The organism is Streptomyces sp. APSN-46.1, assembly GCF_022815725.1.
Classification (GTDB): domain Bacteria; phylum Actinomycetota; class Actinomycetes; order Streptomycetales; family Streptomycetaceae; genus Streptomyces.
Window position 1 is genome coordinate 427,350 of sequence record NZ_JALGRF010000001.1, and the last position, 19,076, is coordinate 446,425.

Consider the following 19,076-nt stretch of genomic DNA (forward strand, 5'->3'; position numbering starts at 1 on the left):
AGCTCGACGCGGGCGCGGACCCGCCGGTGTTCGGCGTTGTCCTCCTCCGGCCCACGCAGGAGCGGCCGCCCGACCCATCTGCGGGACGATCAGCCCGAGGCGCAGGTAGGCCCGTCCGCGAGCACCGCGACGCCCGCACTTCCGCCACCCCTGACCGCCCCTATCTGCCCCGAAGGATCCAGCCCTGTGAACGTTTCCTGGTGCGGGAGAGTTGCCGTACCGGCCTGACGGTGCGTAGGAAAGGTCGGCAAACGGTCAGCATGAGTCCTGAAAGACCCGGGGAAAGCTGACCGAACATGCGAATAGTTGTAATCTGCGGAGACCGCCCTTGACCTGCGATGAGCAGGCAGGGAGCAGACATTTCGGGAGTTTCTTCACTGGCGGTGTGCGTGCCGGGGGCCCGGCTGGGCTGGCTGTCCCGCGCCAGGAGAATTGCCGGTCGGCGCAATTCCCCACGGCTGCCCCCGTCTGCCCCCACGGCCGCCCTCGCGGTCGTCCACGCGGCACGGGGCGACATCGAGGCGGCCAGATGGGGTGGCCGAGCGCCCACGGATGCACCGAGCCGCGCAGCCGCGCTCACCGCGGTAGCACCTCGCCCGGATTCCGGTCCGCCCGGCCCCCGGGATCGACCTGGTGCAGACGGACCCCTTCACCCGAACCATCCCGCACCTTGCCCTGCGCGTCACCTCCTGAGGCGCGCGCGTTCGAGATGTTGCGGGTCCACGCCCGCGCCGAGGGAGGCACTTGGTCCGACTGAGTTCGCCGCGTCCAGCATCTGATCCGGTGCCCTCTGCGGCAAGAGCTTTCCGATCTCCACATGTGTGGGAGTGGAGCCTGCGAACGCGGAACAGGTGCTTACGGAAGTCGGTACGTCTTCCCTTCCGGTTGCGCAGGGCCGCTTGCCTCGTCCTCGATGGGGAACTGGTGGTCGTGTAGTCGGTAGACCATCTCGTCCGGCGCAGCCAGCATCCGTGCCTGCCGCCAGGCCGCATCGAATGACAGGTGGTTGCCCGCTTCGCGTCGCAGGCGAAGCGCACGCCAGGAAGTGAGGGGGTCCAGGGCGATCCGCCACAGGGTCAGGCTCATTCCTTGCGCCGCCCTTCCGCGGCACCAGGGGAAGGGACGGATGGGTCGTCCGACGCGTCATCGCCCTTCAGCTTCTGGAGCGCATCGCAGAGCGCGAGCATGGCCCGGTTCTGCAGCTCGATGTCGTTGAAGCCCTGGCCGACCTTTTCCCACTGGTCGAGCATGGGCTGCCACCATTCGTCGGCCGCGACGATCCACCGCGCCAGGCGCTGCCATTCGGCTACCTGCTGAGCGCCCGGCCAGTCGCCCTGCCGCTCGATCCGGTCGAGCACGAAGAGGTCGGGCTGTTCGTACAGGTTCGTGCGCAGGAACCGCAGCCGCCGTACGCGTGCCTCGTCCGCCCGCTGCTGAGCGAGGTCCTCCCGTGTGCTCTCCGAGAGCGCCAGTTCCACACGGGCAGCCAGGCATCTGTACCCGGTGGCGCGTGTGTGCTCCGGGGTGCCGAGCTCGGCGTTGATGGTGTCCTGCGCGGTGCGCACCTCGACGGCTGCAAAGAGCTGCGCGACTTCCCCGGCCCGCGCTAGAGTCCGGCTGAGTACGAGGTCTTCGAGATTGGGCCGGACCCGTAGCGCGGGGCGCCACTCGATCGTGAACGTGGCCTCGAAATGGATGCCGGGGGTTGCGCAGCGGAGCATCCGTGGCTGGGTGCAGTGGATCGTGCGGGCCCGGCGCTGCCAGAACCACCTCACGCCGGATTCCTGTTGAGCTGGATCACCGTGCGGACACGCGGGTCTACGAGGCGGTCCCAGAAGTCGTTGGCCGCGTTCGTGTCCCCGTCGACCGAAACGTGCTCCAGTGCCTGCATCAGGCTCACGGAAGCCTTGAAGATCTTCTGGCCGCGCAGGACCGGGAGCAACCCATCGCGGACGCGGGCGTAGGTGTCGGGGTCGGTTGCCGACTGCCTGATCCATGTGGTGAGGCAGTTGATGGCGTCCGGCGCCGTGGCGATGTCTCCCAACAGGTCCTGCAGAGCCCGCTTCACGTCCACCTCGGACGGCACCTCATCGGACAGCAGCCACGGGGTGGTGGTGCCCGGTACGGACATCAGGGCCAGGAAGGCCGCGGTGCCGGCCCCGCGGGACCGACCTGACTGCTGCCATGCGCGTACCTCGGTGATGAGCCGCGCCACCCCGGCGGGGTGCTGCGCCTGCTCCACGAACACTTTGAGGGCCTCAGACCAGGCTGATTCGTGCCCGCTGTTGGCGGCTCGCCGCAGCCGGACCATGGCCATCCTGGCCTGAGAAGACGTGATAGCCGGGGTGTTCAGGACCTGTCGGCAGGTGGCCACCACGGTGGTCGCGCGTTCCTTGACTGATGCCCAGCCGTACAGAATGCCCCACGCCTGGCGGCCGATGTGCTCGTCCTGAACGGCCTGGACCATGAGGGCGCTGAGGAGTGCCTTCTTCGCCGGGTGGGTCGGGGACCCGAGTTGGACGAGGTGGTCGACGTTCCCGTGCCGCAGGGTCAGAGCGGCGATGGCATCCACGACGTGCTCGTTCGCCTCGCTGCCGCCGCTGCTGCCGTCCCCGGACACGAGCCATTTCAGCAAGGGCCCGCGCATGACCTCGTAGTTGTCCCAGACGTAGGTCAGGACGGCCCTGCCGTAGCCGGGCTGGTCGAAGACGACCTCGTCGTGGGTGCCGACTCCGGCGCCGGCATCGACGACACGGCGGCGTAATCCGCGGCCCGCGAACGCTGCACTCGTCGTCGAGGCGAAGCCGCTCGTGCCGGCGGCGTCGGCGCTGATGATGTCCTGCAGGTCCCGGGCGGCCTTGGCCACCTCGGGCATCGGAGCGGATTGGCGCACGGCGAGAGCCAGGAGGAGACAGCGGTCCTCCAGCGGCAGCGACGTGTCCTTGCCGCCACGCACGGAGGCCGTCTCCCCGAACAGGATATCGAGTTTGTCCCGCCAGTCGGACAGGGCGGACGCGGTCCGTTCGGCAAGTCCGGCATCGAGCGCGGACCATGACGACGGGACGTCCATGGGGAACGAGGAACCGGTCAGCCGTTAGTGTTCCCGCCACGCGAGCACGATCGAGTCCGCCGTGCGGACCGCTTCCACGGCGTCGAGACGGCTCAGCGAAGCCTTGGTCTTGTCGACGGAGCGAAGGTAGGCAATCAGACCGGGGGCTTTACGAGCCCTCAGCCGGGCCTCCACGACATTCTGGGCTGGCGGCGGCTCGTTGAGGTGGACGACGTGAATGCCTGACCGGGCCGGGACGTAGTGATCAGCCCAGAGGTCTTTGGCGACGTTCAGGACGAGGTAGGAGCCCAGTTTTTCCAGGAGCCCGGCATGCTCTTCGAGCATGGTGAGGAAATCGGCCGAGACCCGGTCGTGGTCGGGGTCCTTGAGGTCGACCTGGTAGGCGTGGCGCTCCTCGGCGGGAAGCTGGCCCACTTTGGGTGTCCTCCAGTCTGCGTCCAGTTTCACGATGTCGGTGTCCTCGTCCGTGTGCCGGGCGAGGAGGTGCAGGGCCAGGGTGGTCGATCCGAACGAACGCGGGGCGACAACGATCAGTACGTGCTTCTGCGGGCGTACTCCCGCCGGATCCAGAGCCTGCTGCCACGTCTCGGCCCATTGGCCTTCGCGGACGATCGGCTCTTGCTTGATCCGGTGACGAGGGAGAGTGGGTCCTTCGAGGATCCCCTGCTTGCGGGTCTCGTTGATGATCTTGTCAGCGTGGTTGACGAACAACTCCGGACGGTTCACCGTGATCGGTGCCGGCCCGGCATCCGGTACAGGGGGCACGACGACCGCTGCCGGGTCCGCCCGGCCGCCGCAAGCGGTCTCCGTACCTTCGGCAGTGTTACTCCTTGGGCCCAAACGCTTGCGACTTGAAGCAGTCTGGGCAGGCGACCGGCATGTAGCTGCCCACCAGGTGGTACCGGCCGCGACCGATCGATCACAGTCGGGAGCCCGGATGGATCTGAACCACAAGGCTGCGTGGTTCAGCATCCGGGCTGTCGACGGCGACGCAGAACTGCTGGGGTCCTCGGCGCCTCTCGCATGCATGCGGTAGCGTCCGCCCACGCGCGCGGCCCGTCTGGTCGGGCCGGAGGGGCAGGGGGGCACGGTGGCACCGCGGCCGGGTGGCGAGACGGATAAGTTCGGCAACCGCTACGAGGGAGCCTGGACGATCAGACATGCTCTGTACGTACTGCTGGGCTCGGGCACGTCGCTCTGCGTCGAACCGGGTGGGCCGCTGGGCGACGGGGTCGAGTTCGTCTACCGGCATGACCACGGGACGGCGGTGCACCAGGTCAAGCGGCAGAACCGCAACGCGAACAGCTGGAATGTGGCCTCCCTCCGCGACAAGGGAGTGTGGGAAAGCCTGCGTTCGCATGTCGAGGCGGGCCGGGCGTTCCACTTTGTCTCCGTACTCCCCGCCCGTGCGCTCGACGAACTCGCCGACCGTGCCCGGCGCTCCGATGATCTCGCCTCCTTCGAGGCCGAGTGGCTGACGGACGAACTCCGGGGCCCCTTCAACGCCCTCGCCTCGAGTGGCATCTACGGCTCGACCGCGACGGCCTGGAGGATGTTGAGAGGGCTCCGGGTGGAGTGGCACGACGAACGGGACCTCGTGCACACCAACGCCGTCCTGGCCGAACAGGTCCTGGCCGGAGCACCGGGCCGCCTGGCGGCGCTTGCCCTCGGCCAAGTCCTGCTCGACAACCTCGGAACCACACTCGACGCCGCGGCCCTTACCACCCGGCTGGTGCCGTACGGACTGCGGGGCGTCGTGCGGGCCGATGCCGTCGCGGTGTCCGACGCTGTGAGAACGGTGACGCGCCGGTGGGCGGCGAGTGTCGAACGTACGCTGCTCCGGCCCGCAATCCCCCGGGAGGAGGCCGTCGGCCTCGTGGCGGAGGTCAGGGAGGGCACCCGGCGGCTCGTCCTGCTGACCGGAACCGCGGGCGGTGGCAAGAGTGCCGTGCTGCACCAGACCTTCACCGCCCTCGACAAGGCGGCCATTCCGGTTCTCGCCTTCCGTCTCGACCGCCTGGAACCCTTCGGCTCGACCCATGAACTGGGGCAGCATGTCGGCCTGCCCATGTCCCCGGTCGGCGCTCTCGGTGCCATGGCGGACGGGCGGCCCTGCGTCCTCGTCGTGGACCAGCTCGACGCCGTCAGCATGGCGTCGGGACGCATCCCGGAGAATTTTGACGCGGTGGCCGACCTGGTGGACGAGGCTGCGGCACATCCCGACATGCGGGTGGTCCTGGCATGCCGCGCGTTCGACGCCGAGGCCGACGCCCGCATCCGCAGGCTCACCGCCCCGGACCACTGCACACGCGTTACCGTTGGGTCGCTCTCCGACGCCCAGGTCGACACTGCCGTCACCGCCATGGGCCTGGACGTCTCCCGACTGGCCCCTTCGCAAAAGGCGTTGCTGCGCTCACCGCTGCATCTCGTCCTCCTCGCCCAGGTCGCGGACCGGGAGGAGGCCCTCCTCTTCCATACCACCCGGCAGCTTTTCGACGCCTTTTGGGACACCAAACAAGAGGCGTGCGCCCGGCGTCCGTCCGTGCGTTTCCACGACGCGGTTTCGGCCGTCGTCACCGCCATGAGTGCGCGCCAGCGGCTGTCCGTGCCGCGCGGCGTGCTCGACACGGACGACCTTGCCGCCAGCCGGAAGGTACTGGAGTCGGAACACGTCTGTGTGCGCGACGGCCGTCAACTGGCATTTTTTCACGAGAGCTTCTTTGACTATGCCTTCGCCCGCGACTGGCTCCGGCGCGAAGAGAGCCTGGTCGCCTTCCTCACCGGCGGGGAGCAGGAGCTGTTCCGCCGCGCACAGCTTCGGCAGGTGCTCGATCACCTGCGGGATCTCGACCCGGAACGGTTCGCCGAGGAGGCCGAGGCGCTGCTGACCAGTCCGGACATCCGCTACCACCTCAAGCACCTGACCCTGGACGTGCTGTGCGGTCTGGATGCTCCCACCGCCATCGAATGGGGCGCCATCGCCCGTGTGCTGAACACGCGCCCGCCCTTCCGCGACCGCCTCGTCGACATGCTCGGCATCCCCGCCTGGTTCCGTCGCGGGGACGACGAGGGGATCTTCGAGAACTGGCTCGAAAGCGCCGACACGAGAGAACAGGACTGCGCAGTAAGGCTGTTGGTGGCAGTCGCCGATGCCCTGCCCAACCGGGTGGCCCGCCTTCTGGAACCGCACGCCGCTGATCCCGGGTACGGTGCGTGGCTGATCCGGATCGTTCCCCTCGCCCGCCTTGCAGGCAGCCGACCACTCTTCGACCTCTTGCTCGACGGCGTGCGAGCGGGCCTCTTCACCGGCGTCGAACACGCCCTCTGGGGCCCGGCGAGCAACCTGGCGGCCGAAGAACCCCTATGGGCAGTCGAGTTGCTGGGCGCACTGCTGGCGGAACGCCCGGACGCCCTCCGGCTCGACGGCCAAGGCAGGGTGGCGGTACTGCTGAACCGGGACTACGCGGCACTACAGACGGCGACCGCCGCGGCTGTCGGTGCACCGGAGGAGTTCTGCGTCCGGGTGCTGCCGGTCCTACTGGCCGTCATGAGCCTGACCGCCTATCCGGTACGCACGGGGCGGCCCGTCCATGACCGCCACTTCTCGCACCGCCATCCCGGCGCCGACCCCGGCGACCTGGGCGAGGCCCTGCTGCAAGGCACTGCCGAAGCTCTGAGGAATACGGCAGGCCGGGATGCCGCGCGAGCGCGCCGGCTCGTGGAACATCTGGTGAACGAGCCGTACGAGGCGGCGCAGTGGCTGCTCTACCAGGTGCTGGCGGCGGGGGGACCCGGCCTCGCCCCGTGGTCCGCCGAAATCCTTCTCCAGGGCGGACACCGACTGCTGTCCGGCTACGCCGCCAATGCCGTGTGGGGCGCTCGTGAGGTGCTCCGCGCCATCGCCGGCGCCCTGCCCGACCACACTGTCAGGCGGCTGGAGCAGTTTCTGCTCCACCTGCGCCTTCCCCCGGAGGGGAAACTCTCGCCCTGGCATGAGTTCACCCTGTTGACGGCGTTTCCCGAAGGACGGCTCTCCGAGCGGGCGACGCGCCGACTCGGAGAACTCCGCCGGCTCCATGGCGACCGACTCGAGCCGGACGAACCGGAGGGTGTGACGGGTGGGGGTGTCGGATCGCCCATTCCGGCGGAAGCGGCCCAGCACATGAGTGACGACCAGTGGCTGAGGGCGATGAGGAAGCACGGCCGGGACCGAACCGACTGGTCGACCCTTACCGGCGGTGCGCGCGAGCTGTCCCACGTGCTGCGGAGCATGACGGTGGCAGACCCTGGTCGGTTCGCGCGGCTCGCTGTGCGGATCGACTCAGGGACACACCCGGCCTATGGTGCTTCGCTGCTCCTCGGCCTCGGGGAGGCCGAGCCGTACGACGATTCGGAGGCCATCTTCGCGGCCGTGCGCCACCTCGCGGTCAGGGGAGGGCCGGAGCAGGACCGGTGGCTGGGGCACGCTCTGCGGAAGTACCTCGACCACGTGCCGCTCGACCTGGTGGAGGCACTCCTCAGCCGCGCTCTCGACTTGGGTGAGCCGAGCGACGCCGACAATTCGTCCGGTGTGGGTGTGTCCGGCGGGGACGGGGGCGATGTCACGCGTGACCTGCTCACCGCCGGGATCAACACCGTGCGGGGCAGCGCGGCCGAGAGCCTGGGCGATCTGCTCGTCCATGACGTGGACGGGTCCCGTGCCGACCTGATCGTCCCTCACCTGGGCCGACTGGCGGCCGACCCCTCCCTCGACGTCCGGGCGTGCGTGGCCCACGCGCTGGGGGCCGCGATCCGCCACGACCGCCAGGCGGCGGCCGACGCCTTCGAGGTGCTCGTCCAGGCCCCCGACCATCTGCTGGCATCACCCTATGTTGCCCGCCTGGCCGTTGCCCTGATGCACGGAGACTCGGCGTCGGCGGGACCGCTGACGGAACGCATGCTGTACTCCCCGGTGGCACCGGTGCGTCAGGTCGGCGGTCAGGTCGCCGCGCTGGCCGCGATGGAGTGGGAGACGTCTGACCTGCTGGCCAAAGTGCTCGCTGGGAACGACGCGGCACAGCGGCAGGGAGCGGCCGGCGTGTGCGCCCAGCGCCTCATGAACACCGGCGACGCGGCGCTCGCCCATCATGCACTCGTGCGGTTCTTCCACGACCCCGAGGAGGACGTGCGGGAAGCCGCCGCCACGGTGGCCGCCGCGCTGCGCGGCCGACGTATGGGGCCCTATCGGCGGACGCTTACCGCGCTGATCGACTCCCACGTCTTCGGGGCCGCCCTGCCTCAGCTGCTGATCACGCTCGAGGACGCCCCGGACCGGGTCGACGAACTGGTTCTGACATGCGCGCGGCGCTTTGTCGCGGTGTTCGGAGCCGCATCGGCCGACTTGGCCCGTGGTGTCGCGGCCGACGCTCGCAACATCGGCCGCCTGTTGGTCCGTGCGTACGTCCAGGCATCTTCACCCGCGCTCAGGTCCGGGATCCTCGATCTCCTGGACCAGCTGCTGCTCCTCGGGTCCTACGGCGTGGCCAAGGCGATCAACGACACCGACCGGAGCTGAACGGGACCGGCCCTGCCCGGTTCCGGCCCGCAGGATGCTCCAGCCGTGCGCCGCCGTGCGCCGCCATGCGCCCCGGCGTGCGTCCGGCGCACCGGCGGACCGGGCGGAAACGTTCGCCGCCGCTGCGACCGAGTGCTGTGCTGTGCAGATGATGCACGGCTCGAACCCCAACGGTCGCGCGACCTTCCTCGACACGATGTCGCCCGAAGCACGCGCGGCTTTTGCCCGGCTCGGTACTCCACGCCGCTACGCCGTGGGAGACGTACTTATCCACGAGGGAGACCACGCACAGGAGCTGGTGGTCCTCCACAAGGGCTTGGTGAAGGTGACCGCCCGGCTGGACCGTGATCGGGTATCGCTGGTGGACATCAGGATCGACGGGGATATCGTGGGCGAGATGGCGGCGATGGGTGTCGGACCGCGATCGGCCACGGTCACCTCGTGCGGCGACGTATTAGCCACCGTCGTCCCGCGCAACGAACTCGAGCCCTTCCTCCTCGCTCACGCCGAAGTGTCACTGGCCCTCAATCGCTTGCTCTGCGGCAGGTTGCGCCGAGCCGACCGCCTACGGCTGGAGCTGGGCGGATACCCGGTCCCGGTCCGGCTGGCGCGCGTCCTCGTCGAACTCGCGGAGTCATACGGGCGGCCCAGGCGGACGTTCAGGGGGCTCGACTGGAACAGGGTGCACATCGACGTGAATTTGTCCCAACCGGAGTTCGCCGCCCTCACCGCATCCACTACGAACACTGTCCACAAGGCTCTCGCCCAGCTGGGGAAGGACGAGATCATCACCACCGGCCTCCGGCAGACCTCGATTCTGGACATGGCCCGTCTGCGCGAGGCAGCCCTGCTGAGGGTGTCGGCCGCCTAGGCCCACGCCAAGAAAGCCGCATTAATGCGGCTTTCTTCGCTGCTCCGGACCTTCCGCCCACAGTTGACGTGCACCGCACCCAACTCCTCAGGAAGGTGGCGAGTTGTCATGAAAGAGATCTCTCCTCCCCGGCCGCCGGCCGGCCTGCCACACCGTCGGCTGTGCCTGGCCGCGGACGTGGAGCAGTACAGCCGCCTCGACACCCGGACGCAGTCGGCCGTCCAGTCCGAGCTGGTCCGGATGCTGGACGAGGCGGCGGCGCTGTCCGGGCTGGACCGGGCAGCCTGGACGCGTCAGCCGCAGGGAGACCTGGAGTTCGCCGTCCTCCCCGAGACCACGCCGGAGGATGCCGTGCTGGGTCCCTTCGTCCACCATCTCGCGGTCCGTCTCAGGGACTGCAACGCCCGCCCGGCAGCTCAGCGGGTCAGGCTGCGGATGGCCGTGGACACCGGCGTGGTCGCGGACGCCGCCCTCGGCCACGCCGGCCCGGCCCCGGTCGCCGTGGCGCGCTACGTCAACGCGCCCCAGCTCAAAGTCGTACTCGCCACCCTCGCCACGGCGGATCTCGCTGTCATTGTGTCGGACCGGCTGTATCAGGACGTTGTGCGGTCCGGGCGGCAGGACCTCGACCCCGCGCAGTATGTGCGGGCCCATGTGCGGGTGAAGGAGTTCGGCGGCTACGGCTGGATCCGCGTGCCGGGCCACGGGCCGCAAGACGTGCGGTCGGCCGTGGCGGAGGCACCGGTGCCGATGCCCTCGCCGGATGCTGGCGCCCCGAGCCGGACGACCCTGTCCCAGTATGTCCATCAGGGCGCAGCCGTCGGCCGGGACGTCGTCGGCGGTCTCACCATCGGCCTGCCCGTGGCCCCTCCGCCAGCCGGCTCCGGGCCCGCCCGGTGACGGCCCCCCACAAGGCCCCGCCCTGGCGTGAGCGGGGCGACAGCCAGTGGGCGGACTACGGGGTGAACGTCGGCCACGCCGTGTACGGCGGCATTCACTTTCACCCGCCCGCCTCGAGGGCCGCACGGTCCCGGCGCCGGAACGGGACGGCGCACCCGGCCCGCATGACGCGGCACGCGGCTGTGCGGTCGGCCCTGACCGACCTCGCACATGCCTGCGGCCGAGTCGCTGCCGCCCTGGCGTACCTCCGGCCCGACGAGGCCGGAAAGGAGGAGGAATGACATCGACCGGACCCGGGAGCGTCTTTGCCCGGATCGACAGGGGCGTCCTCGGACCGCCCGGCGCCACGCGACCGTCCCTCACGGTGCACGTCGGCTCCCGCGCAGTCCTGCTCTCCCCGGAGGAGACCAGGAGGGTGCTCTACGGCCCACGACGGGACGCGGCGCTCGGCGCGGCGGTCTGGCGACAGGCCGTCACTGAGGCCCGGCGGGAGCCGCGGGACGGCGACGGCACCGGACGGCTGCTCGTCGTCTGGCTGGTCCTCCCCGGGCTGTACCGGAACCTGCACCGGATCCTGCGCCTCTGGCGGCGGGTCGACCGGGCTGACCTGGAGGCGGAGGCCGTCCTGGCCGTGCTTACCGCCCTCGACGCGGCGGATCCGGACGGCCTGGACCCGGGTGGCTGCCTGATCAAGGAGGCGGTGAACCGGATGTGGGCCTACGCGAAGCGCGTCACGCGGGAGATCCCCGTCGTCGACATCGGTGCCTTCGCCGAGGCCCGCAACGCCACCGTCCCGCCGGAGGAACGGCCCCGCCCGCCCGAGGGATGGGAAGTGCACATCACGCCCCCGCCCCGCCGCGGGGACCTGTGCGCCACGCTCCGCTTCGCCGAGCCGTGCCCTCGGCACGACGGCCGGCGGACCGGTAACCGCCTGCCCGACCTGGTGTTCCGGGCTCGCCGCCACGAGGAGGCCGACCTCATCGGCACGCTGGTCCTGCGTCCCGCGGGAGCCAGGCGGTGAACGGACGGTCCGGGCCGCCGCTCGGCTTTGCGGAGGCCCTAGACCTGCCCCTGACCGTCGACCTGCGCACAGCTGCCCGCGCCTTCGGCATCTGCCCCGCGACGGCGTACAAGCTGATCCGCCTCGGCGCCTTCCCGTGCCCCGTGCTGCGGGTCGGCGGACGCTACCGCATCCCCACCGCCTACCTGCTGCGCGCCCTCGGCATCGAGGAGCGGCCGGTGTACGCGGTCCCCCTGGAGGACGACGCGGCGCCCGCAGCCCGGCTCCACGACATCCACGCTCGCCCATAGGAGGTTCCTGCATGATCACGTCACAGACGCTCCGACAGGAGTCCGACCAGCCCCGGAGGTGCTTCGTCGTCGGCCCCATCGGCGACCCGCACGCCGCGCACGGCAGTCCCGAGCGCGAGTCGTACGAGCACCACCTCGGCATCTTCGAGCAGGTGATCGCCCCCGCCTGCGAGAAGTACGGCATCCGTGCCGTGCGCGCGGACGGCATCGCGCACGCCGGTGACATCAACGAGCAGATCTGCCGGCACGTCGTCGAGTCCGACCTGGTCGTCGCGGACGTCAGCGGCGGCAACCCCAACGTGATGTACGAGCTGGGGCTGCGGCACATCACCGGCAAGCCGACGATCCACATCGGGGAGGCCGGGCAGCTGCCCTTCGACATCGCGTCGATCAGGACGATCCGCTACCAGCGGACGCGCAGCCATCTGGCCGGAGCGCGCAAGGAGATCGAGAGCGCCCTGGAGGCCGGGCTCCGGGACGGCTTCGAACTTCTCACGCCGGCACGGGTGCTGCGCGGACTCCAGACCGGTGACGGACCGGCCTCCGCCTCGGAGGTCGGCGATGGCGGTCAGGGGGAGGACGAGGACTCGCCCGGTCTGCTCGACGACTTCGCCGTGATCGAGGGCGGGCTGGGCGAGATGGCCGCCGACATGGAGGCGATCACGAAGACGATCGAGACAATTGGAGTGCTGACCGAGCAGTCCGGCACCGAGATGCTCGATCTGACCCAGGCGAACGCGCCCATGAGCGCACGGCTCGCCGCCGTCGCTCGGTACGCGGAGACGATCAGCGCACCGGCGGGCGAACTGAACACCGTCGCCGCCGCGTTCGCGGAGCGGATGGCGACCCTGGACAGCGGGGTGCGGGCCGCGCTGGGGCTCATCGAGATGACGCCGCCCGACGAGCGCGGCGAGGGAGCGGCGGAGTTTTTGGAGCAACTGATGTCCCTGGACGAAGCCGCGCAAGACGGTCTGGCGCAGATCGGCTCCTTCGGCACCTCGGCGGGCGCCATGGTGCGGGTGAGCCGGCACCTCCGCAAGCCGGTGAAGGAGATCTCCGCGGCGGTTAAGCAGCTGACCTCCGCCATCACGAGGATGGGGGAGTGGGCGGCCAAGGCCCGTGCGCTGGCGCACAGTGCCACTGCATGAGACTGCCCTCGCAGGGACCCGGACCTCCTCAGAGGCCCGGGTCCTGTGGCGTCACCGTCCCGAGTTCGGGGTGAGGGCGAGTTTGATCTTGTTGTTGACGCCTTCCGTGCGGCCGTTGTGGTGGGGCAGGGTCACAGCGGCGTCGACGGCGGCGCGGTCGCGTTCGAGGCCGTTCGCGAAGGAGTGCAGGAAGGGCAGGTCGGCGGCGTGAGCCTGGGCGATCCAGCCGGTCAAGGCCTCTGCGTTGCCCCCGTCCGGGGTCAGCAGGTCGGCGAAGGAACGGAGGTGGCCCGCCAGCGCGGTCGTCTCCGGACAGGCGCCGGCGAGACGGCGTTTTCGCAGGTGGTCGCGGTAGGGGTCGACCAGGCCGGGCCGGTAGGTGGGGGTGCGGACGAGGCGGTCGGGCTCGCTGTGGCGGGCGTAGCGCTTGACGGTGTTCAGGGTCAGGCCGAGCCGACGCGCGCACTCCAGGAGGCTGACTCCCGCGTCGAGAAGCTCGTGGATCTGGCGCCAGCGCTCCCGTGTTGACGCGGCTCGCTTGCCCTCGCGGAGCGGTGGTCCGAACTTCCCCCAGCACGAGCCGTGGGCGGTCACTTCCTTCCATGCCGCCTCGGCGAGTCCGTGCCACAGGTGCCAGCGGTCCATGACCTGCACAATCGTCGGGTCGGCGGCTCGGGTGGCCTGGGCGAATCCGCCGGAGCCGTCCCGGCACACCGTGTGGACTCCCGGATGCTCGCGCAGCCAGGTGGTGATGGTCGCGGCCCGCCGGTCCGGCAGCACCTCGATCCGCTCGCCGGTGTCCGCGTCGATGATGATCGTGGCGTAGCGGTGGCCCTTGAGCAGGGCGAACTCATCGATCCCGGCCACCGGCGGCACTGGCCGGTCCGGCAGAGCGATCCGCATCAGGCAGTTCAGCACCGTCGCCCCAGACAACACGTGGTGCAGGACGGTGAGCAGCCGGGCGCCGGCCGAGCCCGCCAAGGCCACCGCGACCGCCTCGACTACTCGCCGCAGCGCCGGGGTCCGCCGCTGATAGCGCTCTGTCAGACCGTCTACCTGCTCGACGAACGTCACCTTCGGACAGTCCGGGTTCTCGCAGTACAACCGCCGCACCGACAGGTCGATCACCAACGGATGCCCGCCCACCGCCTCGTCCGCGACGCGGCGCACGTAACGCGAGTGCGTCCACTGCGACATCTGCCCGCACCCCGAACAGGCCCGGGATATGTCGTCCCTGGTCACGGCGGTGATCCGCAACGCCTCCGGGCTGGTCTCCACCCGCTCGATCCGTAACCCGGCCAGCTGCGGGAGCAGTTCCTCGACAGCGACAACACACACCACCGGCCTGGCAGCAGCGGCCCCGTCCCCGTGACGGAACACCGAGACGATCAACGCCTACGAAAATCTTGGAAGAGCCCGTTCGGCGTAACTCCTGATCAAGGAAGAGCGCTGGTGACCAGTGAGAATGTGACCGACGACGAGTCCGTCGGGTTCCTGAGGAAACGAGTCATCCTGGACCTCTCACGTAGTGCAGGAAGGAAGCCTTTTCCTCAGGGGGCGGCCCAGAGCCGCTCCAAAGACCGCCAGCGACGGCGCCGTCTGGTCGAGCATCCGGAAGCGAAGCGGCCAGTGCAGTGACTGGAGTGTCCCCGTCAAGGGTGTCTGATGTTGTTTCTACCGGCCGCGTGGTTTCGGACGGTTCTTCCTCTTCATCGCCGCCGACACCGGCCACCGTTACTTGGAGATCCAACTGGTTCTCCGCCTCCATCGGATCCGAGTCAGCGGTGGCGGGTGAGGGCGTCCACCTCGCGGACCAGAAAGGTTTCCCGGCACAGCTCGAAGTGGTCCACCCGGCGCAGATCGAAGACCCGGCGCACGCCGCGCTGGCGGGCCAGGCCCACCACCTCGTTGAAGTGCCGTTCGAAGTGGGTGGAGAAGAAGATCTTCACCGAGCCGGACATCGCCTGGAGCTGGTCGAAGCGGCGGAAGAACAGGTCGTAGCGGCCCTCCGGCTCCCAGTCTGCCCACAGCTCGGAGGCGTAGCGCTGGACCTGGCGCAGGTCCTTCTCGGTGATCTTGTGGAGGTACTCGCAGACGTTCTGGAACTCCACAGGGGAGCGCGGGATGTTGGCGATCCGTTTGAGTTCGGTCAGCGGCTCGTCCGGATTCATCTGCGCCATGCTCTCCGTGATGATCATCGTGGAGTGGTTGATGTTGGGGTCGAGCAGCAGGGCAGCGGCCACCTTCGGCTTCCGGTCCGGGTGCGCGGTCCACAGTGCGGCGAGCCGGAACAGCATGTCCGCCCCGACCGAGAAGCCCACCAGGGTCAGCTTCTTGTGCGGGTACTGCCGGCACAGGTTGTTGATGGCGCCGCTGATCAGGTCCGTGTGGGTGGCCAGCCCGATGGGCCCGTACCGGCTGTCCCGGGCGTCTTCGACGCTGTGGCCGAACGCGGTGATGGCGATGGTGTGCTGCCGCGCCATGTTCATGTACGGGCGGAAGTCCTCGGCGTCCAGTCCGAGCCCGTGCAGCAGGACCACCAAGTGAGAGGAGGACGTACGCCGTTCCAGGTAGCGCAGTTCACGGCCGATGACGGCCTGGTCCGACGGGAGGTCGCCGTCGAAGTCGTCGGCGCGGATCTCGAACGACTGTGGGGTGACCTCCCGTTGGAGCTCGCGGCGGCGCTCCACCCGGCCGCGGGCCCACCAGGCCGTGGAGAACACGGCAGCGCCCCCGGTGGCCACCAGGGTTCCGCCGGCGGCCACATGGGTCCACGTCCACGCGAGCATGGCGCGGGCCTCGTCGCTGTAGATCCCGAGGAACAGGCTGACGGCCCCGCCGGCCAGGGCAAGGGGCCCTCGGTGCCGGGTGGCGAAGGCAGCCAGCGTGGCGGTGCCGACTCCCCTCATCGGCTCAGGCCGTCCGGTACGTCCGCCCGGTCCGGCCCGGCCGATCCGGCCAGTCCGGTGAGTTCGGTGAATCCTGGGCCGGCCGTCGCTCTCCCGAGGACATGGGCATCGGAGACATCGGCGATGTGGAGCGGGCCGGTGCTGCCGGTGCCGCTGGTCAGGTGGGCCTCCACCCGGGCTCCCATCCGGCGCAGCCCGTCGCGTGGCTCCATGCCGAGCAGTAGGCCGGGCGGGGCCAGCGCCTCCTTGATCGTCGCGATGACCTCGCCGCGGGTGGCCTCGTCGTACTGGTAAAGGACGAAGTTGCAGGTCACGACGTTGATTCGGTGGGTACGGAGGTACCGGGTCAAGGCCGGCAGATCGAGGATGTCGAGGGCGGAAATGATGGAGGAGGTATCGGCGGAGGCCGTCTGCTCCAGCGACCAGAGCACCTCGGAGAAGCGCTCGTCGTAGTAGGCCGAGGGCCCGTGGCAGGCCCGGATCCACTCCAGAGTGGGCAGCGGCGGGGCGTCGATCCCGTGCCGCTCGACCAGCGGGATCGTTCGGTACGGCGGCGGCTGGGGGCTCCACTCCAGGTCGGGGGCGAACCGGTCGAAGACCACCCGGTTGTTCAGCTGTCGCGGCAGCAGCCCGATCCCGGTACCCATGTCGAGCAGGCGTATCCCGTCGACGGCGTGGTGCGCGGCGTAGGAGCTGAGCAGCAGCTGGGGTATGAGGAAACGGCGGGCCCCGGTGAAGGAGTTGGAACGGCCGGTGAGCACGGCCGTGATCCGGTCGTGGTGCTCCTTCAGGGTCTCTGAGAGCAGCTTGGCCCTTACGGCGGCGGGCAGTTCGGGCGAGAAGAGTGCCTCGGCCCGGGGGTCCTGCGCGGCCACGGTGCGCAGGGCGATGCCGATGAGGGTGATGAGGTGTGAGGTACTCATCCGGGGCCGGGTGAGGCGTACGGACTCCAGCAGCAGGTCCACGGCAGGGGCGGAGCCGGAGCCGGCCAGCAGGGCAATCGACTCGTGGACCACTGACCAGCCGTGATTGCCCTGCTCGTGCTGCTGCATATCGCTCAACGTGCGTACCAGAAGGTCCTTGCCGTCGGACATCAGCGAAGCGCCCCCTCTTGTTCAGCTGACAGGACCACGTACCGGAATCAACAGTTCGCGTTTCGCCGGCTCGGTAGCCATGCGAGCGCCACATAATTAAGCTGGACAGTCTGTGATGTGTCCAGAACGCCGACGGGTCCCCCCACTTCGCGACGCCGGGTCGTGGTCCCGTTACCCATTTCGGCACATTCCATGCGGCGTTGGTCTAGAGTCGCTCACGCACTTCCCGCACACATCTGTCAGAGGGTGGTCCGTATGACCTCTGCGTTGGCTTTCGGTCAGGTGACCGAAGGGCGAACGTCGACCGGATTGAGGTACCTGGAACGAAAGTCGGACTCCGACACGCTCACATTCTTCTTCCATGGTCTCGGCCTCGACGCAACGGACTACCTCGGCTACCTCAGCCACACGGACACCCACGGCATCGCGCTGAACCTCCGCGGCTACGAACCGGACCGGTCGGCCGGGATCCCGCCCGTGCCGCTGGCCTCCCACATCCGGATGGCAGCCGCCTTCGTCGAGGAGGTCAGCCGGGAGAACGCGGACAAGAAGATCGTCCTGCTGGGTTTCTCGCTCGGCGCCGACCTGATCCTGCAGCTCGCGGAGCAGTGGCAGGACGGGCGCGGCGTTCCTGCGGTCCACGCTGCCGTGCTCCTCGATCCCAATGTCAATCAATCGACTATGACCATTTCCCGGATGTTCGCAGAGGCGGACCCGACAGATCCGGTTCCGGCTTTCAAGAGACTGGTCAACCTCGCTCCGGACAAGGACGGATTCCGGTCACTCTGTCACTACCTGGCGAAGGTGGCGCCGAAGGATTTCGAGCAGGTGGCGCAACTGTCCCGCGATATGATCACGTACTGGCGCCCCGACGGCTACGAACAATTCGGGGCCCGGCTGCATAATGTGACGCGCGTGGCGGACCACGTACGGCTGGTTCTCTCCGCTTCATACGGAGAACACTTGTCCGCCATGCGGACGGCAATGGGGCGGCACGGGGACGGTGGCAATGTTTCCGTCGAACTGACCGAGCTCGACCATTTCGATCTGATCGACGAGGACCGCCTCGCTTCCGTCCTGGCCCCGTTCACGGGGTGAACCCGCGCGCCGACCTCGGCGGCGTTCGACCAGGGTCGCCGTCGAGGAATCGGAAGGGAATCCATCGCCCCCGCCTTCGCCGGGTCGACCGCCGCGTCCTCACCGGCGCCTTGAGTATGAGTCCTGAAAGACCCGGTGAAAGCTGACCGAACATGCGAATCGCTGGCCGCCGTGACTCGCGCGGTCGCGTACCTGTGGTTCACGGGAATGAACAGCACCACGCTCTCGTACTCGGGGCCCTCTCCACGGGCACACCGTGCGCTCGCCCCTCGGCGAGGGCCGCCCGCGCCATACATGCCGTGCCTGGCCGGGTGCCGGGCCAGGAGCGGCGGTCAAGGAGGTCATCTCCCACCGAAGCGATCATCGGCGGCCGTCACTGGAACCCTGACCCGCCCCGGGCCGCTCGTTCTGGGCCGCCACGACGCGGCGGGGCCGGCTTCGTGCGGTGGGCCGGACCGTACCGCTGCGCCCGGAGGCGTCCCGCCAGGTCGGCGAGCACCTGGCCGCAGCTGGCCCCGGGCATCCCTTCGAGGGGGTTCGGTTCGCCGCGACCTGGGGGAGCAGGGGCGTTCTGGACGTGGTGCCGGTCCGCTTGGAGCTGGTGGCGGCGGTGGTGGGGACGAGGTGGATGTGGGTTGTCCTCCGTACCGCCTCGGCTCCTGTTGATGTCTGGACTACGCCGGGCCGTAGTCCAGGGTGTAGTGGGCACCGTCCAGGTTGAAGACCAGAGTGCCGCGGTCTCCCTCGGCCGTGTCGGAGCCGAGGTGGTCATCCCCGTCCGGGAAGTCGTTGTCGTAGAGGGAGATCACGTCGCCCGTCCGGGCGAGGCGGTTGACCGGCATTGCGATGGGGGTGCTCGGGTCGCAGTCCGCCGAGTCTGCCGACGACCATACGGTGTGGTGAGTGTGGTGGCTGCCGCCGACTGCGGCGCGGCAGCGCCAGGTGCGCATGAGCCGGGGGCGGTGAGGGGGAGAGCGACAGCAGCCGCGGCGAACGCGGCGGGGGTGGCCACGTCCAGCCGCGGTCGGCCAGCACCTTGTGCCGCTCCTCGGCCACCGCGGTGGCCGGCGAGCCGTCGTGCACGATGCAGTTCTGGTCCCAGGCCGTGGTCAGCCAGTCCG

The 19,076-nt window shown here is 69.3% G+C and carries 15 protein-coding genes and 1 pseudogene; 7 read left to right on the forward strand and 9 right to left on the reverse strand.

Annotated elements, in window-relative coordinates:
* Positions 1 to 2: 2 nt before the first annotated feature.
* From MTF65_RS30595 to MTF65_RS01910, 5 genes and pseudogenes are all read right to left on the reverse strand, one after another.
* Positions 3 to 83 (reverse strand): annotated as a pseudogene (locus MTF65_RS30595) (IS5/IS1182 family transposase); the annotation flags it as partial.
* Positions 84 to 855: 772 nt separating this feature from the next.
* Positions 856 to 1,086: a hypothetical protein gene (locus MTF65_RS01895; RefSeq protein ID WP_243626390.1), complete on the reverse strand. Its 231-nt coding sequence runs from the start codon at positions 1,084 to 1,086 to the stop codon at positions 856 to 858.
* Positions 1,083 to 1,775 carry a hypothetical protein gene (locus MTF65_RS01900; RefSeq protein WP_243626391.1) on the reverse strand — a complete coding sequence of 231 codons (693 nt, stop codon included), beginning with the start codon at positions 1,773 to 1,775 and terminating at the stop codon, positions 1,083 to 1,085. Before MTF65_RS01900 ends, MTF65_RS01895 begins: the two co-directional genes overlap by 4 nt.
* Positions 1,772 to 3,070, reverse strand: a complete 1,299-nt coding sequence (locus MTF65_RS01905) for a hypothetical protein (RefSeq protein ID WP_243626392.1) — start codon at positions 3,068 to 3,070, stop codon at positions 1,772 to 1,774. The genes MTF65_RS01900 and MTF65_RS01905 overlap by 4 nt, the downstream gene beginning before the upstream one ends.
* 24 nt (positions 3,071 to 3,094) lie before the next feature.
* Positions 3,095 to 3,796, reverse strand: coding sequence for a hypothetical protein (locus MTF65_RS01910; RefSeq protein WP_243626393.1), 702 nt, complete (start codon positions 3,794 to 3,796; stop codon positions 3,095 to 3,097).
* Positions 3,797 to 4,160: 364 nt separating this feature from the next.
* Between MTF65_RS01910 and MTF65_RS01915 the strand changes: the two genes are divergently transcribed.
* From MTF65_RS01915 to MTF65_RS01940, 6 genes are all read left to right on the forward strand, one after another.
* The gene (locus MTF65_RS01915; protein WP_243626394.1) at positions 4,161 to 8,624 is read left to right on the forward strand and encodes a hypothetical protein; all 4,464 of its coding nucleotides are present in this window, start codon (positions 4,161 to 4,163) and stop codon (positions 8,622 to 8,624) included.
* 148 nt (positions 8,625 to 8,772) lie between these two features.
* On the forward strand, positions 8,773 to 9,495 hold the full coding sequence (locus tag MTF65_RS01920) for a Crp/Fnr family transcriptional regulator (protein ID WP_243627267.1): 723 nt from the start codon (positions 8,773 to 8,775) through the stop codon (positions 9,493 to 9,495).
* A 108-nt stretch (positions 9,496 to 9,603) separates the two neighbouring features.
* Complete coding sequence (locus MTF65_RS01925; RefSeq protein ID WP_243626395.1) at positions 9,604 to 10,395, forward strand: hypothetical protein; 792 nt, start codon at positions 9,604 to 9,606, stop codon at positions 10,393 to 10,395.
* Positions 10,396 to 10,672: 277 nt separating this feature from the next.
* On the forward strand, positions 10,673 to 11,416 hold the full coding sequence (locus MTF65_RS01930) for a hypothetical protein (RefSeq protein WP_243626396.1): 744 nt from the start codon (positions 10,673 to 10,675) through the stop codon (positions 11,414 to 11,416).
* The gene (locus MTF65_RS01935; protein ID WP_243626397.1) at positions 11,413 to 11,706 is read left to right on the forward strand and encodes a helix-turn-helix domain-containing protein; all 294 of its coding nucleotides are present in this window, start codon (positions 11,413 to 11,415) and stop codon (positions 11,704 to 11,706) included. Before MTF65_RS01930 ends, MTF65_RS01935 begins: the two co-directional genes overlap by 4 nt.
* An 11-nt stretch (positions 11,707 to 11,717) precedes the next feature.
* A complete protein-coding gene (locus tag MTF65_RS01940; RefSeq protein WP_243626398.1) occupies positions 11,718 to 12,854 on the forward strand; it encodes a hypothetical protein in 1,137 nt (378 codons plus the stop codon).
* 51 nt (positions 12,855 to 12,905) lie between these two features.
* On the opposite strand, the gene MTF65_RS01945 is transcribed toward MTF65_RS01940, so the two are convergent.
* From MTF65_RS01945 to MTF65_RS01955, 3 genes are all read right to left on the reverse strand, one after another.
* The gene (locus MTF65_RS01945; RefSeq protein ID WP_243626399.1) at positions 12,906 to 14,192 is read right to left on the reverse strand and encodes an ISL3 family transposase; all 1,287 of its coding nucleotides are present in this window, start codon (positions 14,190 to 14,192) and stop codon (positions 12,906 to 12,908) included.
* A gap of 440 nt (positions 14,193 to 14,632) precedes the next feature.
* A complete protein-coding gene (locus MTF65_RS01950) occupies positions 14,633 to 15,763 on the reverse strand; it encodes an alpha/beta fold hydrolase (RefSeq protein ID WP_243626400.1) in 1,131 nt (376 codons plus the stop codon).
* Positions 15,760 to 16,857: a DUF2332 family protein gene (locus tag MTF65_RS01955; protein ID WP_243626401.1), complete on the reverse strand. Its 1,098-nt coding sequence runs from the start codon at positions 16,855 to 16,857 to the stop codon at positions 15,760 to 15,762. Before MTF65_RS01955 ends, MTF65_RS01950 begins: the two co-directional genes overlap by 4 nt.
* Before the next feature lie 255 nt (positions 16,858 to 17,112).
* Between MTF65_RS01955 and MTF65_RS01960 the strand changes: the two genes are divergently transcribed.
* Complete coding sequence (locus MTF65_RS01960) at positions 17,113 to 17,955, forward strand: alpha/beta fold hydrolase (protein WP_243626402.1); 843 nt, start codon at positions 17,113 to 17,115, stop codon at positions 17,953 to 17,955.
* Positions 17,956 to 18,629: 674 nt separating this feature from the next.
* Here the strand turns inward: MTF65_RS01960 and MTF65_RS01965 are convergent.
* On the reverse strand, positions 18,630 to 18,797 hold the full coding sequence (locus tag MTF65_RS01965; protein WP_243626403.1) for a hypothetical protein: 168 nt from the start codon (positions 18,795 to 18,797) through the stop codon (positions 18,630 to 18,632).
* Positions 18,798 to 19,076 lie beyond the last annotated feature (279 nt).

Bases quoted from the DNA above. Each gene is read 5' to 3' on its own strand.
- MTF65_RS01895 (WP_243626390.1), bottom strand. From the start codon at position 1,086: ATGAGCCTGACCCTGTGGCGGATCGCCCTGGACCCCCTCACTTCCTGG.
- MTF65_RS01905 (WP_243626392.1), bottom strand. From the start codon at position 3,070: ATGGACGTCCCGTCGTCATGGTCCGCGCTCGATGCCGGACTTGCCGAA.
- MTF65_RS01920 (WP_243627267.1), top strand. From the start codon at position 8,773: ATGATGCACGGCTCGAACCCCAACGGTCGCGCGACCTTCCTCGACACG.
- MTF65_RS01925 (WP_243626395.1), top strand. From the start codon at position 9,604: ATGAAAGAGATCTCTCCTCCCCGGCCGCCGGCCGGCCTGCCACACCGT.
- MTF65_RS01930 (WP_243626396.1), top strand. From the start codon at position 10,673: ATGACATCGACCGGACCCGGGAGCGTCTTTGCCCGGATCGACAGGGGC.
- MTF65_RS01940 (WP_243626398.1), top strand. From the start codon at position 11,718: ATGATCACGTCACAGACGCTCCGACAGGAGTCCGACCAGCCCCGGAGG.
- MTF65_RS01950 (WP_243626400.1), bottom strand. From the start codon at position 15,763: ATGAGGGGAGTCGGCACCGCCACGCTGGCTGCCTTCGCCACCCGGCAC.
- MTF65_RS01955 (WP_243626401.1), bottom strand. From the start codon at position 16,857: ATGTCCGACGGCAAGGACCTTCTGGTACGCACGTTGAGCGATATGCAG.
- MTF65_RS01960 (WP_243626402.1), top strand. From the start codon at position 17,113: ATGACCTCTGCGTTGGCTTTCGGTCAGGTGACCGAAGGGCGAACGTCG.
- MTF65_RS01965 (WP_243626403.1), bottom strand. From the start codon at position 18,797: ATGCCGGTCAACCGCCTCGCCCGGACGGGCGACGTGATCTCCCTCTAC.